Raw genomic sequence first — 16,482 nt, 5'->3', positions numbered from 1 at the left:
GAACCAATCGGGAGTATCTACCATGAAACATAAACATCACAGGCGTTCGGACTGCCCCATTAACTTCATCCTGGAAGTTCTTGGCGATCCCTGGTCACTGTTGATTATTCGCGATATTGTCTATTTTGGGAAGAAGACCTATACGGAGTTTTTGGCGTCAGAAGAGGGGATCGCGACCAATATTCTCGCCAGCCGCCTGGCGCACCTGGAGCAGCAGGAGATTCTTATCAAACGGTCTCATCCCACAAACGAACGTAAAGAGATATATGCCTTGACGGAGAAGGGTCTGGACTTGATTCCACTCCTGGTGGAGATGGCCAACTGGAGCGCCGAGCATGATCCCCAGACCGGCGCTCCGGCAGACTGGATCGCACTCATGAAGGCCAAACGCGAGCAGATGCTTCCCTTGATCCGCGAAACAGTGCGCCAGGGACGGGCAGTCTTCGCAGGCCCCGATAGCTTAGTCAGTCAACTCTAATAGAAGTAAGGAGATGTCTTTTAGATAGAAATATGTTTAGGTGCTGGCTTGCTCGCCAGGAATGTAGCCCGCGACAGATGCGAGTTGCTGAATGAGTAGATGCCTGGGCGTAAGCATAAGTGCGCGGTCACGAAGCCAGCAGGCGAATGGATGCTCCCATTGCCCTATAATCCCGATCTGGCGCGAGCGCGTGATAACCATGTTAGCTCGAGCCAGGCGCTTCTGCTGGTAGACATGGAGTGCCTCCGCAATAGATTGGGTGTGCTGTAAGGCCTGGGCGAGGACAAATGCATCTTCGAGTGCCTGGCAAGCGCCCTGCCCCATATTCGGCGTCATCGCGTGCGCCGCGTCTCCGAGCAGGACCACACGCCCTTTGCTCCAATGAGATAGAGGCTTGAGGTCATAAATGTCGGAGCGCAGGATTTCCTCCACAGGCGTCGCCTCGATAAGCGTTGTTATGGCTGGATGCCAGCATTTAAACATTGCCAACAACTCTTCTCTCCGCCCCTCTGGTGCCTCTGTCGCGTTCTCTGGGGCATTGCGGGACGCAAACCAGTAGACACGCTCCCTGCTCAAAGGGGCAATGCCAAAGCGCAGGCCCCGTCCCCAGAACTCTCCAATCATTTGAGGAACAGCAGCAGCGACACCACGCCAGGCTGTATAGCCTGCATAGCGCGGTATGCTCTGTGGGAAGAGCTGTTGACGGATAGATGAATGAATGCCATCGGCGCCAATTAGCAGGCAGCCTCGTACCTGTTGCCCATCCGCAAAAGAGGCGGTGATGCCATTCTCATTCTGTTTGAAGGCGACAAATCTCGCGCCTAGTTGGAGCGCATCTGATCCCACCTTTTCACGCAACGCCGCCTGGAACTCTGCTCGATGGATCACAATGGTTGGCACGCCCAATTTATCCTCAATCTCCGCTGGCGAGAGCGGGGCCAGGAGCTTTCCCCGAGCAGAGTAGAAGCCACTCATGGCCGTTTCAGGTAGACCAAGGTCACGCAACATCTCATCCAGGCCAAGCCTCTGTAAAACCTTCACCGCATTGGGCCAGAGTGTGAGTCCGGCTCCCACCTCCCTGATCTCCCTGGCACGTTCAAACACACGGACAGCAAAGCCCGCTTGCTGTAGCGCCAGCGCTGCAGCAAGCCCTCCAATGCCAGCGCCAATAATCACAATTGGCAGCTCATTATCTCTTGTTGTCACGATGGTTGCCGATCCTTTCTTGATGGAAAGCATATCCTGGAGCAGAGTCATTGGATGGCTGCTTGTAAAACAGGGCCATTATCTGTACACACCAGCCTTCTTTGACCTCCAACTTTGCTTTGCTGACTCTGTTGTTCGAGTAAGCCACCTCAACTGTGCCTTTCTAACTAAGCTACTTTTGTTGCCTAACAAGGCAAGCTGTGCTATATTTGTTAGGTTACAATTGTTAGGCAACACGATATGCCCCTTCTCTATCTAGTGACAAGGAACGTCTATGCCCAGGTATGCCCATGCTCAGCTACGCTGGTCTGAGCGCGACCAGACTTATGTTCTCTTCATTGGCGAGCATGCCAGCGAACAGGCGCTCACGAGTGAGTGGCTTGAGCAAAACGCCTCCTTTGCCTTTCATAGCCGTTTGGGTATTCACTATACCGTCCGCAAGCAGCGGGTGCAACGCGGGAGCAGCTACTGGTATGCATATCGTCGTCTGCGTGAGCGCATCGTCAAGCGCTATCTCGGCAAAACAGCGGACCTCACGTATGCGCGTTTAGAGGAAATCGCTCGCTTGCTAGAAGGTACGTCTGATGCGCATCAGCCTGCTCTAGAAGAGCCAGGTCAAGCTTCAGCCTCGCTCCAATCGGCTCCCGTTGAAGCGTCTCCGCTCCTCTTATCCAAACTGTCTCCGCCGGGCTTGCATGCCTCTCTTCTCGACCGTTCACGCTTATTGACACTGCTCGATGCTGGCTGCGAAGTTCCTCTCACGCTGCTCTCGGCGCCTGCCGGGTTTGGCAAGACAACCCTCGTCTCCCAATGGCTGGCGATACGACACGCCAGCTTGCCCTTTGGCTGGGTCTCTCTGGAGGCTTCTGACAATGATCTGCTGCGCTTCTGGCGCTACTTGATCGCAGCCTGCCAGGCATTTCAAGTGAATCTGCAAGAGGTCTACAGCACCCTGGCCTCCCTGGCTCCACAGCCGCCTTTTCTCCCCTCGTCCCTGGAGACCATGCTAACTACCTTGCTCAACGTGCTGGCTCAATCGCCCACGCAAGGCATTCTGGTGCTGGAAGATTACCATGTGATTACCTCCCCGCTGATCCATGAAACGCTTTCCTTTTTCCTTGAGCATCTTCCAGCCACGCTCCATCTAATCATGATCACGCGTAGCGATCCGCCTTTCTCTCTGGCGCGCCTTCGCGCCCGCAATGCCTTGTATGAAATTCGCGCGGCGGACCTGCGTTTCTCACAGGAAGAGAGCGCGCTTCTGCTCCAACGCTCGCTCTCTTTCTCGTTGGAGACCTCGACAATTCAGCGCCTACATGCTCAGTTAGAAGGCTGGGGGGCAGGACTCCACCTGGTAAAGCTCGCTCTTCAACGAACAAGCATGTCCGCCGAGGGCGAGCAGGTGCTGGCTCGCTTCCCCCTTGGAAATGCCTCTCTCCAGGAGTACTTTGTCTCCGAAGTGCTTGCCCTGCAAACAGAACCAGTGCAGCAATTTCTGCTCCAGACCAGTATCCTCTCCCGCCTGACCGCCTCTCTGTGCGACGCAGTAACCGCACAAGACAACAGCCAGGATATGCTCATGCAACTGGAACGCCTTGATCTGTTTTTGGAACCGCTTCACAACGATGGGCAATGGTATCGGTATCACGCGTTTTTTGCCGAAGCCATGCGCAACGAGGCCCGGCACCGCCTCGGTGAGGAGCAATTGCGCTACCTTTCTGCTCGTGCCTCACACTGGTATGAAGCACATGGCTATCCTGGCGAGGCCATCGATGTGGCTCTGGATGCCCAGGATTACAATCGAGCCGCTAGCTTGATCGAGCGATCCATTGAGAGGCAGACCTTCCCAGGTGAGATCCAGGAGCCTCATACCCTGTATCGCTGGTTGGAGCAGCTTCCAGACGCGCATCTGGAGCAGCAACCCGTTCTCTGTTTGAGCTATGCCACAACGCTATTATTTCGGAGTCCTTCATGGCTCCCCGATACTGCAACCCAGCTCTCGATTGAGAAACTCTTGTTTAGAGCAGAACAGGGTTTCCGCGTGGCAAACCAGCAAGTGAAGCTTGGAGAACTGTATGCCTTTCGCGCGCTACTTGCCTTGAGGCAGGGCGACATGCCAGCCGCGACACACTATGCGAAACAGGCCCTGGATTGGTTACCTCAGCTACAAGGAAAGCCACCCATCATGCAGGGAACCCACTCTATATGGCGTGGTTTGAGCCTGAGCATCGTGGCAGAAGAATGGATAGAAGCGGGATACTTCCCAAAGGCTCGCACTGCCTTGCTTGAATCCCAGGCTCTGTGCGCAGCCGCGGAAAATCACTATTTCCAGCGCGTCGCTATGCTCAAGCTTGCCCAGGTCCTCTTTGAGCAGGGGGAGAATCAGCAAGCTACCTCCCTGTATCGTCAGGTCCTCGCTTCAGCCAGGGAGAGCGGACCCATCTATACGCTTTGCAGTGCCTTGTATGGCCTGGCGGCCCTCTGCTACGAGAACAATGAGCTGGAAAGCGCCTCTCACTATGCTCAGGAGGCCATAACTACCAGTCAATCTCAACCTCTGGTATACCACGAGGTGCGGGCAACGCTCATCCTTGCGCGTGTGCAACAGGCGCAGGGCCCGGCCCTTGTTGCCCAACAACAACTCGCGGCCCTTCTCGACAAGATACCTCTCTCCTTGCCACTCCTCTTGCAGGAGGTCCAGACTGCCCAGGCGCGCCTGGCGCTCTCCGCCGGGGACCAGATAACCATCCATCGCTGGGCGACTGGCCGCCAGCCTCAGCACAATTTCTCACAGGCAATAGAGGAAGACCTGCTTGTTGCCCGCTGGTTGCGTAGCCAGGGCAAGCTAGAAGAGGCATCTCATCAGCTTAAGAACTTGCTTCTTGCGACACAAGAGGCAGAATACACGCGCCGCGTGCTTGAGATTCAGGTCGAGATGGTGCTGGTCGCTGCCGCAAGCAAACGCAAGACAGAGGCCCTACATCTGCTACGCGAAGTACTTGTCCAGGCTTTCGCCGGGAACGCTCAGCGCCTGTTCCTCGATGCTGGGGAGCAGATGGCGATCCTTTTACGCTCCCTCCTGCCCCAGGTTCACGAGCAATCCTTGCTTGCCTATATGCGTGCCCTGCTAAGCGCCTTTCCTGTTCAGCAACAAGATGGAACTCAGACGCTGGCGTCATCCCTGGTTGAGCCGCTCTCCCCGCAAGAAAAGCGCGTCTTGCGTTTGCTTGTCCAGCAGCGTTCAAACGCGGATATCGCCAATGAACTAGTTGTCTCGGTCAATACTGTTCGCACTCAGGTCCAGAGCATTTATGCCAAACTGGGCGTCCATACACGCCACGCTGCCAGTGAAGTCGCACGCGAGCTTCACCTGATCTAATCATCCCTCTGGCTCCCTCTTTTCGTGGCTGCGAATCATGCATGCAATCATCCTCGCGCATGAAGTCAAATCATCCATCTGAAAGCTATGATGTGCACATCAAACAAACACGTGCTTTCAGAAAGGAAGAAGAACGACATGATAAGCGCAGCATTTCCCTATCAGAAAAAACAGCAGCAGATCTTAGGATTAGAGATGGCATATGTAGAGGAGGGTCAGGGTGATCCCATTGTCTTCCTGCATGGCAATCCCACCTCTTCTTACGCTTGGCGTAATATTCTCCCTCACGTGCAGGGGTTGGGGCGCATTATCGCCCCAGACCTCATCGGCATGGGCGATTCACAGAAGCTGCCCGAGAGCGGCCCCGCTTCTTACACCTTCGTCGAGCATCGCCACTACCTCGATGCGCTGCTTGAAGCGCTGGATGTCCGCGAACACGTCACCCTGGTTGGACATGACTGGGGCGCGGCCCTGGCCTTTGACTGGGCGCGTCGCCACCCGGAGGCCGTGCGCGGCATTGCCTATATGGAAGCAGTTATCGGGACCTCCTCCTGGGATCAGATGCCAGAGATCGCCCGCTCCCGCTTCCAGGCTCTACGAGGTCCAGCAGGCGAGCAGATGGTGCTGGAGCAAAACTCCTTCATCGAGTTCAACCTGCCTGCGACTGTTCTGCGTAAGTTGTCAGAGGAAGAGATGAACGAGTATCGTCGTCCCTTTGCTGAGCCGGGCGAGGCGCGCCGCCCCACGCTCACCTGGCCGCGCCAGATTCCCATTGAGGGTGAGCCAGCCGATGTCGCCGAGATTGTCACTGCCTCCGGTCAGTGGCTCTCCCAGAGCCTTGTCCCCAAGCTACTGATACAGGCCGTTCCAGGAACGCAAGGCTCAGATCAGACTGCGTTCAACCGCACCTGGCCCGCTCAAAGCGAGGTACACGTGCGCGGCCACCACACTCCCCAGGAGGACTCGCCCGACGAGATCGGCCAGGCTATCGCTAGCTGGCTCCAAAAGCTGAACTAGCTATCACTCATTATTGATTTATGTTAAATACACACTAAACATAGGAGAAATTTCATGAAGACCATTCTTTGGGCAACCTTGACCGCTAACGGAAACTATGCGCAGTCGAGTCCTGAGCATCCACCCAAAATGGAGGCGCTCGGCGACTTCGCGGCGCAAGCTAGAGCTATGGGAAACTTCATCGTCGGACGAAGGACGTTCGAGGGTATGCAGGCAAGTGGTGGGAACCCCTTTGGTGAAGTGGACATTGTCGTCGTTTCTCAGAGCGTCAAGGACATTCCTGGTGTTAAGGTTGTGGAATCTCCCCAGGATGCCCTTGACTACCTACAAAGAAAAGGCCATACCACGGCCCTGCTTTCGGGTGGCGCGGATCTGCACAATACCTTTCTCGGCCAGGGACTTGTCGACGAGGTCATCTTTAACGTCGCCCCTGTAATGGAGGGCAAGGGACTCAACCTCCTGCTCGACCAGGACCACTACCAGTATCAGGATGTGCAGTTGTTGGACTGCAAACCCCTCGGGGGTGGCGTCATCCAACTGCGCTACGCCTTAGGCCAAGAATAAAGCCATTCGATACAAAGGCAGCTACTGAGGGGCCGCATCTTGGGGTCCCCTAGTAGCTGCCTGTCTTGTTTGCGCAAGATTGGAGTAGTTTTATGGGCTTTTGGTAGGTTATGATGTTGGCGAGGCGGAATATCTATGAGAAAGGAATAGATCGAAAGATGGAACACCAGGATCAACAAAATAGTGATCTGCCAGCAGAGCTGTCGGAGCCAGCGCGCCGGGCGCTTTTTGGAGCAGGCTATAGACACCTTGAGCAGCTTACAAAGGTAAGGTCGACGGAAATTAAACGGCTTCATGGTGTTGGGCCAAAGACGATTACGCAACTGCGTCACGCCCTTAGCCAGCTTGGCCTGTCCTTCGCGGACGAGACGAGCTAGTGATAGGGGGACGACGCTGCTAAAGCACGCGCCTACATATGACGCGTGCTTTAGCAGCGTCGTCCCAGCCGTTATAACTACTATACAGAGGTTGACTGGCTCTGTTTCAGCTGAGCGTAGTCGACGCCGGTCAGTTCGACGGAGGCATCCCAGAGGCGCTCGGCCGTGGGGTGGTCGTACTCGCGCTGGGCTTTGGTCTCGACGCGGGGATGACCACGCATACCTGAGAAGCCGCCTGGTCCGACCAGCTCACCACCGTGAATATCGGGCGAAAGGCCCGCGTAGAGCTGGGGTAGTGCTCCCATGGCCGCAGGCTGTCCCACAAACGCCCCAAATTTCTCGTAGAACCAGAGTTCAAGATTGGAGTTGCTGAGCGTGGCGCTGGTCGATTGCAAATTGGTGTGCGCGTAGCCGGGATGGGCTGCGACGCTGATAGTCTCCGTGCCTATGGCGGCGAGGCGGCGCTGCAACTCAAAGGCGAAGAGCAGGTTAGCACGTTTGCTCTGGCCATAGGCCGACCAGCGCGTATAGCCCTTCTGGCCCTGGAGATCAGCCAGGTTGACGCGCCCCATGGCACGCGCCATGCTGCTGGTGGTCACGATCCGGCTCTTTGGCGTGGCGAGCAAAAGTGGGAGCAGGAGGCCTGTCAACGCAAAATGCCCCAGATGGTTGGTACCAAACTGCATCTCAAAGCCATCTCTGGTCTCACGACGTGGAATGGCCATAACGCCAGCATTATTAAAGAGCAGATCCAGTCGCTGGTGCGCCTCCAGAAAGTTGGTCGCGAACTCGCGGATGGCGGCCTGTGATGCCAGGTCGAGCTGCATAAATTTGATAGATGCGTCAGGCACACTTTGAAGAACTTCTTCGCGAGCCTTCTCGCCCCGCTCAGGGTTGCGCGCGGCCAGGATGACATGCGCTCCTCTAGCCGCCAAAGCCTGCACAGTCTCCTTACCCAGGCCGCTATTGCCGCCCGTGACTAGCGCGACCTTCCCCCGCAGGTCCGGTATATCGTTTGTCGTCCACTGACTCAAGGCTTCTTCCCTCCAGAATAGTAGTCTTTCCTGTCTAAATAGATGAAAGTAAATGCTTGCATGGGTATATCTCGGCCATATTGTATCATGCCCAATGAGCCACGTCCGCCAGGCATACCCCCAGTAGCCGCGTACATAAGTAGCAAGCTGTTACAAAACAATGTTATTTGCGAATATACTGGCGAGATCTCAAATGTGGAGTAATGCATGCATCAACCAGCCCGGACACAAGAACAGTCAATCGCGCTCTACCAGCGCTACGCGCCCGCCGTATTCGCCTACCTGATGCGCCAGGTTGGTTCGCGCGAGGATGCCGAAGACTTGCTACTGGAGGTATTTCTAGCGCTAGTTGAGAAAGGCCCAGCCCTACAAGAGGACGAACATTTAGTGCGCGCCTATATCTGGTCCGTGGTGCACCACAAGGTGGCTGATCACTTCCGCCACTTCACCAGGCATCCCAGCGTTCCCCTGGCGAACGTCGAGGAGATGCTCTATGAGCGCGATGAGCGACAGCCAGAGCAGGCCGCCCTGCGCCGCGAGGAGTACGCGCAACTCTATAAGCTTATGCAAGAGCTACCAGAGCCACAGCGCGAAATTCTGCAATTACGCTTCGGTCATGAGCTAAGTTATAGCGAGATCGCGCAGATTGTAGCCAAGAGCGAGGCCGCTGTCCGCATGATCCTGCATCGTGCGCTCAAGGTCTTGCGCAGCGCCTATAGTGGAAAAGAGACAGGAAGGAGCAGGTAATGCCCGACAACGAACAGGATCTCTTTGCAACTTTTGAACACAGCGAGCACAGCCTGCTCGAAGACGTACAGCACAGCTATCTCCCCTATGCCCATGCCAACAGGGAATCGCTGTGGCGCGTCCAGGAACGCCTGGAGGCACACTTGCAGCAGCCGCAACAGGAAAAAAGAACCAGCTCCATCAAGGAGTTAGCTATACAACAAAAAAGGAAAACGATTATGGATATTTCATCGAAGAAGGCGGGTTGGAGCCGCCTGGCACGTGTATTGAGCTCTATTGCCGCCGTGCTCATTGTCGCCGCGCTTGTTGGCGGCGCGCTTCTTCTCTTTGGGCCAAAGCATCAGTCAGCAATGGTTGGCACGAAAACTCCCATACCAACCGTCATCGCCACGCATATTCCTGATCCTGGTCCCTCCGAGGTTGGTCCTGGCGCGAGCATTATTACCTCCGCCACCACCACATCGCGTATCGATCCTAATAGCCATATCGCCCTGGACAAGCACCAGGTCTTCGCCCCTGGAACTCTCTTCTATGTAACCTACAATATCTCAACGAAGAAAGATGCGGGAAAGATAGCCGTCAAGGTATTTACAAATGGTATCCAGGACAAGGCGCAAGAGACCGCTATTGAGGCTAACCAGAATAAGCACGGGTATATCAGCCTCAGCTATTCGGTCGCCCTCTCCGGGAAGATCGAGTTGTACTGGAATGACCAGCTCGCCTACCGCCTCTACTTCGCGGTGAGGTAGCCCGCTACTGGCGTACGCGGCTACCCCTCCTGGGCCATAGCCGCGTACGCCAGGCGGCTATGGCCCAGGAGGAGGTGACAGATTCGCCAATTGGAGGCTCAAGAGGTGAAATAGGGGGTTGTTCTTGCATGCTTTATCCTTCTATTATAGAAGTATACAAGAGAGAGGGTTATGCGTAGTGCTAACACACTACAGACTTTTTAAGCGCACTGAATACATATATATTATCATATCTTTTCCAACCGCTAAATCAGTTAGATATGCAACAGTTGGTAAATGCCCTGGAAAGTGAGCAGCTTTTGCCCTCAAACGTGAGCACTTGCCCTCAATCTTGAGCACCGGTCCACGCGGTCCCTGGTAAAACCGCTCTTCATCTGGCTTCTTCCATCGATATCTTGTAAATTGGAGGGAGAAAAAGAAGGGCTCGCGTTAGCTCTCCTCAAGTTCATCGATAAGATGAGGCGACCATGGAAGGTCTATCACCCGCCAAGAGTGAAACCACATGGGGTGAGCAACTGCAATGAAGTATACGTCTCATCACACAGAACTTCTGATATGATACACTTATTTCATTACTCATCTTTTACAGGAGCTTATTTATGTCAACTGACCAGGGAAGGCCGCTTTCAATTCTCAAAATGCGGGTTGAGGAACTGCTTACGGAGGTCTGGGGTAACGAGGTGCAACTTGCTCCAAATGCCGCAGATCTTAAGGCCAGTGGTCGCACCCAAGTGTATCGCTTCTCGCTCCTTAAAAAGTCGGTTGATGCCCCGCAGCACGTTATTGTCAAAGCCCTGCATATGACGGAAGGCATATCCGAAGCCTCCAACACAGCTCCAGAAAATGCTTTTCAGCTCTTATTCAATGATTGGGCCGGATTACAGTTTTTAAGTGAGATCGCACCTCATCTAGCCCTCGCTCCCCGCTTCTATGCTGGGAACAAAGCGCATGGACTCATAGTCATAGAGGATCTGGGAACGGTAAATGGGCTACACCATCTGCTGCTCGCGGATAACCCTAAGGTGGCAGAAGAGGCAGCTGTACAGTATGCAGCTACCATGGGGAAGATGCATGCAGCCACGATTGGGAAGCAAGAGGCTTTCTCCCACATTCGTCAGGAGCTTGGGCCAGTAGATATCCCCGACTATGCCTGGATTTCGTCAGCATTGTGGGAGACCATTCATATGCTCAATGTCGCACCTGCTGCTGGCATCGAGGATGAATTGAAGCTGCTTACTTCCATCATGGAAAATCCAGGGCCATTCTCAGCTTATACGCATGGCGATCCCTGTCCCGATAACATCCTTCTTGGCACATCCGGAAAGTTGTTTGACTTTGAATTCGGAGCGTATCGTCATGCGCTCATTGAAGGCGTCTATGCTCGCATGCCGTTCCCTACCTGCTGGTGCGTCAGCCGACTTCCTACTCACATCATTCATCGGATGGAGGCAAGCTATCGTATGGAACTGGCGAAGGGCTGCCCCGCAGCACATGATGACAAGCTATTTGCGCAGGCCGTTGCTGCTGCCTGCGCCTACTGGACAATCGATGATTGTCGCTTTCTGCATCTTCATCTGAAGCAGGATTGGCAGTGGTCGCCAGGCCTTGCAACGGCTCGGCAGCGTTTCCTGCTGCGCTTCGATGTAGCAAGAGAAGCCATTGAAGCCAGTGAGTACTTGCAAGCTCTCGGCAAGACATTTGAGCGGATTGCTGGCAGGTTGCGTGAGCTCTTGCCTCCCGAAGCAGATCAGATGCCTTATTATCCAGCATTCCGTTAGCAAGTGTCATTGACAGACAAAGAGGCTTCTGGGGCCTACCTTAGACACCTTCTTGAGGAGAGCTAACGCGAGCCTTTCTTTTTCTCCCTCCAATTTACAAGATATCGATGGAAGAAGCCAGATGAAGAGCGGTTTTACCAGGGACCGCGTGGACCGGTGCTCAAGATTGAGGGCAAGTGCTCACGTTTGAGGGCAAAAGCTGCTCACTTTCCGGCTCATGGCCAGGTTTGGTGAATCATGAGGTTATCGGAAGAAAGGCCTCTGCTCTCTGCAGCGTAAACTAATGAGTTTTAGTCTCTTTTATTGAAGGGCTTTCACCAAAGTTGGCCATGAGCCACTTTCCAGGGCATTTACCAACTGTAAGAAGCGAGAAGAATTCATGCCTACTATTCGCTTAGAAACCTACATTGAGGCGCCAGCGGAGCGCTGCTTTGATCTTTCGCTTAATGTTGACGCGCATAGTCACTCTGTAGCCCAGACGCGTGAGCGTCCAATTGCTGGCGTGACGACAGGGGTCATGAAGTTAGGCGATACCGTGACCTGGGAGGCCGTCCATTTCGGCATCAAACAGCATCTAACGTCAAAAATTACGGCCTATGAGCGGCCTCACCGTTTTGTCGATGAGATGCTTCGAGGAGCCTTTCGGGAAATGAAGCATGTTCATGAGTTTGTTCCGCAATCCCCTGGAACGCTCATGATAGATATTTTTACGTTCAGTGCCCCACTGGGCTTCCTTGGGCGTCTGGCTGAAACTCTTTTCCTCACTCGTTATATGAAAAATCTTCTCCTCTCCAGAAACCGCTATTTGAAGTCTGTTGCGGAAGCAGAATAACCCGATGCTGCCGCTTGCCTTGCCGCTGGTGATATGCAGGCGCCAGCATCTGGGGCTGGGTGGGTTATTCAGACGGCTGTATGCTCTCCTATGCACTCGCGGCTGGGATGGGGTTGAGGTTGATAGCGCACAGGTGTGCGTAAGCGCTTATAGCCTGCGACAATAAGATAGGATATGGAGGAGAGTGCGGCAATATAGAAACTGACGGGCCAGTGCCCCACCAGAGCCAGGAGCAATCCCGCCCAGGTAAAGAGCAGCCCCAGGAGAATCGAGAGAAGCAAGGCTATCATAGGCCGATTAGTCAACTGGTGCGCGACCGCGGCAGGTACAATTAAGAGTGCGAAGACCAGCAGGACTCCTACGACCTGCACAGCCTCCGAGACCGTAATGGCGATAAGCAGGAGAAAAACGATGGAGAGCAGGCGTACCGGCACGCCCCGTGCCTGCGCGACATCGGGATCAATCGAGCTAAACATCAGGGGGCGGAAGATGGCCGCCAGAATGATCAGGGCAATGGTGCCCGAGATCAGCGTCACCAGGACATCGCTCGTCGAGACGCTTAAAAGCGAGCCAAAGAGCACACCAACCGTCTGAGTTGCATACTGGGTATACAGGTTCAGAAAGAGCACGCCCAGTCCGAGGGCGAAGGAGAGCACCATCCCGGTCTCGATATCGCGACCGCGCAGGCGCTTATCAAAGATGCCCATCCCGAGGGCTGCCAGGACCGTAAAGAGGAACATACCCGTGAGAGAGCTGAGCCCGAGCAGAGCCGCGCCCGTGGCCCCCGCAAAACCGACATGGGAGAGCGCGTGGCCCGCGAAGGACTGCGAGCGCAGGACCACAAAATAGCCAATAACTGCCGTAATGATGGCGACGGCCGTTCCCGCCAGGAAGGCATTACGCACAAATTCCTGGTTCTGATAGAGCTGAAACAATTGAAGTAGTGCTGACATCTCACTCTCCCCTTAATGTAATGAACCGCTAAACTGCATCTCGGCTGCGTGCTCGTCACTTGTCAACGACTCCTCTAGAGCATCTTCGCGCCCATGTTTCCCTAGCCAGAGCGGCGAGAGCAGGCGTACTGGTAGGTAGACGATGAAGGCCAGGGCCGTGATAAAGAAGCTGACAGGCCACGGCGTCAGAGCCGCCAGGAAGATGGCCAGCCAGGTATAGCCTACGCTCAGGAGACAGGCCAGGAGGATCGCCTTGACAGGCGAATGCACGATGCGGATGGCCGTCGCGGCAGGCCCCACTAGCAAAGTAAAGATCAGGAGGATGCCCACAACTTTGACGGAGATCGAGATGGTGATGGCCACTATAATAAGGAAGAGCACACCCAGCAGGCGTACCGGAACGCCTCGCGTTTGTGCAACTTCAGGATCGAACGAGCTAAAGAGCAGGGGTCTGAAGAGCAGAGCAATGAGTGCCAGGCAGAGCAGGCAGAAGAGGATATTGGTCTGTACATCGAACTGACTAATTCCCAGAATGGTACCAAAGAGAATGCTGTAGGCGCGTTCAGCGTATCCTTTATAGAGTGAGAGGAAGAGGATACCAAGCGCCAGGGCCAGGGTCATAATGACGCCAATGGCCACGTCCCGCTCGCGTAACTCCTTGCCCAGGAGGCCAATTCCGATGCCCGAGCCAACCGTAAAGGCAAGCAGCCCGAAGATGGGATCAATCCCGAGTAAGACGGCTCCTGCGGCCCCCGCGAAACCAATATGAGAGAGTGCGTGGCCTGCAAAGGTCAGACCGCGTACAACCAGGAAATATCCCACAAGCGCAGCTATGATCGCGACGCAGGTTCCAGCCAGGAAGGCATTCTGGATAAAAGCATAGGTGAATATATCAAGCATGGTTTGTAGCAGGCCCTTTCCTTGCCAACCTATCCCCGAAACTGCGCCTTCTGTACCAGCGCACATATAAATTGATACTGTGTATCGTTTGCTACAGCATAGCATAGAGTTCAAAGCGCTGTCAACATAGTGATATCGTGTCTCAACATACCTCTCGCGCTTACGGTGGTCACCAGGGCCGTGAATATGGTGTGTGCTGGTCACACACCATATTCACGGCCCAAATTAAGGGGAATATTTGTCAGAGTGTAACAAAATTGGCTTTCGTGCGACTATATAAATGAGGTGTGTTTCGCGAGGAGATGGCGGGAACTGATACTGTGGGCACTAGCGGTTCTTTGTCTATCTTCTCCATGCCCTCCTTTTTCCCCTTCCTTAGGAACTACTCCTTATCCTTCCTCCACAGCACCCGCGGTGCTCCGCAAAGGATGAGAGTCTGTGGCGACGGCTGGCGAAGTCAACCGTCGCCACAGACTCTCATCCGGCGGTTTTTATAAGCAATGATAGGCAGGAAAGTTGTCCCCAAATCAGACAGTTTACTCCTCTTTTTTGTGCTATAGTGGGGATACAGCATTTATTGATGAAATTCAGGAGGGTGAGGTGGAGCAAGAGATCCTCGCTATTTACGACGAACAGAGGCAACCCCTGGGGACACTGCCGCGGGCCGTGGTCCATCAGCAGGGACACTGGCATGAGACTTTCCATTGCTGGTTTTTTCGCCAGGAGGGCGCGCACACGTATCTTCTCTTTCAGCGGCGGGCAGCCTCAAAGAAAGATTTTCCCCTCAAACTCGATATTACGGCCGCGGGTCACTTGCTCGCGGGCGAGACGGTCAGGGATGGGGTTCGCGAGGTTGAGGAGGAAGTGGGGATAACGGTTGCTTACCATGAGTTGCTCCCTGTTGGAGTCATCCCAAGCACGATTGAAATTGATCAGTTTATTGATCGCGAGTTTTGCCATGTCTACCTGTATCATTACCAGGCACCAACTCCACGTTTTCTTCTGCAACAGGAAGAAGTTGCGGACATGATCGCGGTAGAATCCACACAGCTCGAAGCTCTCTTCCAGGGGAATACCAGTGCGATTGAGGGGCGAAGTTGTCTCTACTCATTTACTGAAGGGCCGGTCGTCAAGATAGAGACACAAGATCTCTGCCCCTATTCGCCAACATACGCAAAGCAATTGATGCAAGCGCTTCATCGCTATACAGGCTGCTAGATGCGAAACCTCTTGCCACGGATGTTCGTGCTATTGCTATTGCATTGCAGGATCCTTAGACGGATCGAAGAAATAGTCCGTTAGCTCAGCAGTCGCTTCCCGCATCCAGCCTGGATCAGCAAGAAGAGTATAACAAGGAAAAGCGAAATATGTCAAGTATTATTGCACTAGGGGAGGTGAGGCGTGGCAGAGGAGGACGGCTCCCCTCTTTCTACCGGAGATCCATGGTGGATAGGGATGGCATGGAAGAGCTAACATGTTCCAGGTGCCACACAGAAACGAATACGAGGAAATAATGGGCAGTTCAGATGCTTCTCAAGCACGCAATATACACCAATATCCGCAGCATTCTCAAGAGAAGTTAGCGCTTCAGGCGGAGATAGAGCCTGCTGTCCAGAGAGCAGAAAGCGGCTCGCCACCCGAGGCAGAGACGATCCAGCAACTAGAGCAGGCCCTGCTCAAAACGCGTAAACGCTTCGATTCCTTTATCAGTGCCGCTGGGCACGAACTACGCACCCCCCTGACCACGATCAAAGGCAATGCCCAGCTTGCTCTGCGACGTCTGGAGAAACTTCGGCGTAAGGTCGGACAACAGGAACAGATCGACGCGTCCACGCTTGGTGCTGATCTCGAACGCCTTCAGCAACCGCTTGACTACATTGTCTACCGCGTAAACGAGCAGGATAAAATGATTAGCGATCTCCTGGATGTCTCACGCGTTCAGTCGGGCAAGATCTCTATCGTCATGCGCCCCTGCAACCTGGTACAGATTGTACAGAATGCGGTTCAGAATACGCATGAGATGGATCGTATAATTGACTTGACAGTGCCAGAGGAGGAATCCCAAATTACCATTCACGCCGACCCTGAACGTGTGGAGCAGGCCCTGAATGCCTTGCTGAGTAACGCGATGAAATACTCCATGCCAGATCGACCGGTCAAAGTGATGCTGACCATAGAAGAGAGAGAGGCTTCGCGCATGGCCCAGGTCCAGGTTCAGGACTATGGCACCGGTATTCCTGCGGATGAACTGGACAATATCTGGGATATCTCCTATCGCGTCAAAGGGATTGAGGTACAGGATGGCTCCTCCGTAGGCCTGGGCCTGGGCCTCTTCCTCTTCCGCGCCCTTATTGAGCGCCAGCAGGGGGCAATAGGGGTACATAGCGTACCAGGCGAGGGATCACTTTTCTGGTTTACCTTGCCCCTGGCCCAGCAGGAAAGCTAAGCCTCCTCTATCAAAGGCCATA

At 54.3% G+C, this 16,482-nt stretch carries 16 protein-coding genes; 11 read left to right on the top strand and 5 right to left on the bottom strand.

Features of this window, described 5'->3' with window-relative positions:
• Nucleotides 1-22: 22 nt before the first annotated feature.
• Complete coding sequence (locus tag JMJ04_RS40570; RefSeq protein WP_201376040.1) at nucleotides 23-478, top strand: winged helix-turn-helix transcriptional regulator; 456 nt, start codon at nucleotides 23-25, stop codon at nucleotides 476-478.
• A gap of 36 nt (nucleotides 479-514) precedes the next feature.
• Here JMJ04_RS40570 and JMJ04_RS40565 read toward each other — a convergent pair whose 3' ends face one another.
• Nucleotides 515-1,735, bottom strand: coding sequence for an FAD-dependent monooxygenase (locus JMJ04_RS40565; protein ID WP_201376039.1), 1,221 nt, complete (start codon nucleotides 1,733-1,735; stop codon nucleotides 515-517).
• 223 nt (nucleotides 1,736-1,958) lie between these two features.
• On the opposite strand from JMJ04_RS40565, the gene JMJ04_RS40560 reads away from it, so the two are divergent.
• The 4 genes from JMJ04_RS40560 to JMJ04_RS40545 all read left to right on the top strand — a co-directional run bounded on the left by JMJ04_RS40560 (nucleotide 1,959) and on the right by JMJ04_RS40545 (nucleotide 7,021).
• Complete coding sequence (locus tag JMJ04_RS40560) at nucleotides 1,959-5,063, top strand: winged helix-turn-helix domain-containing protein (RefSeq protein WP_201376038.1); 3,105 nt, start codon at nucleotides 1,959-1,961, stop codon at nucleotides 5,061-5,063.
• Nucleotides 5,064-5,201: 138 nt separating this feature from the next.
• Complete coding sequence (locus tag JMJ04_RS40555; protein WP_201376037.1) at nucleotides 5,202-6,080, top strand: haloalkane dehalogenase; 879 nt, start codon at nucleotides 5,202-5,204, stop codon at nucleotides 6,078-6,080.
• A 54-nt stretch (nucleotides 6,081-6,134) separates the two neighbouring features.
• Nucleotides 6,135-6,644, top strand: coding sequence for a dihydrofolate reductase family protein (locus JMJ04_RS40550; protein ID WP_201376036.1), 510 nt, complete (start codon nucleotides 6,135-6,137; stop codon nucleotides 6,642-6,644).
• 158 nt (nucleotides 6,645-6,802) lie between these two features.
• Nucleotides 6,803-7,021 (top strand): helix-hairpin-helix domain-containing protein, encoded by a 219-nt coding sequence (locus JMJ04_RS40545; RefSeq protein ID WP_236038950.1) that lies wholly within the window; start codon nucleotides 6,803-6,805, stop codon nucleotides 7,019-7,021.
• Between the two features lie 80 nt (nucleotides 7,022-7,101).
• Here JMJ04_RS40545 and JMJ04_RS40540 read toward each other — a convergent pair whose 3' ends face one another.
• Entirely contained in the window at nucleotides 7,102-8,055 is a 954-nt protein-coding gene (locus JMJ04_RS40540; protein WP_201376035.1) for an oxidoreductase, read from the bottom strand.
• Between the two features lie 207 nt (nucleotides 8,056-8,262).
• Between JMJ04_RS40540 and JMJ04_RS40535 the strand changes: the two genes are divergently transcribed.
• Entirely contained in the window at nucleotides 8,263-8,802 is a 540-nt protein-coding gene (locus JMJ04_RS40535) for an RNA polymerase sigma factor (RefSeq protein ID WP_201376034.1), read from the top strand.
• Nucleotides 8,802-9,551 (top strand): hypothetical protein, encoded by a 750-nt coding sequence (locus JMJ04_RS40530; protein ID WP_201376033.1) that lies wholly within the window; start codon nucleotides 8,802-8,804, stop codon nucleotides 9,549-9,551. Before JMJ04_RS40535 ends, JMJ04_RS40530 begins: the two co-directional genes overlap by 1 nt.
• Before the next feature lie 4 nt (nucleotides 9,552-9,555).
• Here JMJ04_RS40530 and JMJ04_RS48300 read toward each other — a convergent pair whose 3' ends face one another.
• On the bottom strand, nucleotides 9,556-9,681 hold the full coding sequence (locus tag JMJ04_RS48300) for a hypothetical protein (RefSeq protein ID WP_268887424.1): 126 nt from the start codon (nucleotides 9,679-9,681) through the stop codon (nucleotides 9,556-9,558).
• Nucleotides 9,682-10,150: 469 nt separating this feature from the next.
• On the opposite strand from JMJ04_RS48300, the gene JMJ04_RS40525 reads away from it, so the two are divergent.
• Together JMJ04_RS40525 and JMJ04_RS40520 are read left to right on the top strand one after the other, a co-directional pair.
• Nucleotides 10,151-11,329 (top strand): phosphotransferase, encoded by a 1,179-nt coding sequence (locus tag JMJ04_RS40525; protein ID WP_201376032.1) that lies wholly within the window; start codon nucleotides 10,151-10,153, stop codon nucleotides 11,327-11,329.
• 379 nt (nucleotides 11,330-11,708) lie between these two features.
• Complete coding sequence (locus tag JMJ04_RS40520) at nucleotides 11,709-12,161, top strand: SRPBCC family protein (RefSeq protein ID WP_201376031.1); 453 nt, start codon at nucleotides 11,709-11,711, stop codon at nucleotides 12,159-12,161.
• Nucleotides 12,162-12,229: 68 nt separating this feature from the next.
• Here JMJ04_RS40520 and JMJ04_RS40515 read toward each other — a convergent pair whose 3' ends face one another.
• On the bottom strand, nucleotides 12,230-13,114 hold the full coding sequence (locus tag JMJ04_RS40515) for a metal ABC transporter permease (protein WP_201376030.1): 885 nt from the start codon (nucleotides 13,112-13,114) through the stop codon (nucleotides 12,230-12,232).
• A 12-nt stretch (nucleotides 13,115-13,126) separates the two neighbouring features.
• Nucleotides 13,127-14,014, bottom strand: coding sequence for a metal ABC transporter permease (locus tag JMJ04_RS40510; protein WP_236038948.1), 888 nt, complete (start codon nucleotides 14,012-14,014; stop codon nucleotides 13,127-13,129).
• Between the two features lie 600 nt (nucleotides 14,015-14,614).
• Here JMJ04_RS40510 and JMJ04_RS40505 point away from each other — a divergent pair.
• Both JMJ04_RS40505 and JMJ04_RS40500 read left to right on the top strand, forming a co-directional pair.
• Nucleotides 14,615-15,232 carry an NUDIX hydrolase gene (locus tag JMJ04_RS40505; protein WP_201376028.1) on the top strand — a complete coding sequence of 206 codons (618 nt, stop codon included), beginning with the start codon at nucleotides 14,615-14,617 and terminating at the stop codon, nucleotides 15,230-15,232.
• A 295-nt stretch (nucleotides 15,233-15,527) separates the two neighbouring features.
• Nucleotides 15,528-16,460, top strand: a complete 933-nt coding sequence (locus tag JMJ04_RS40500) for a sensor histidine kinase (RefSeq protein ID WP_201376027.1) — start codon at nucleotides 15,528-15,530, stop codon at nucleotides 16,458-16,460.
• The last annotated feature ends 22 nt before the right edge of the window (nucleotides 16,461-16,482 follow it).

Source organism: Ktedonobacter robiniae (assembly GCF_016587375.1).
Taxonomy (GTDB): Bacteria; Chloroflexota; Ktedonobacteria; order Ktedonobacterales; family Ktedonobacteraceae; genus Ktedonobacter; species Ktedonobacter robiniae.
Note: the sequence above shows the minus strand (reverse complement) of the source record. Positions and strands in the feature narration are given on the sequence as shown.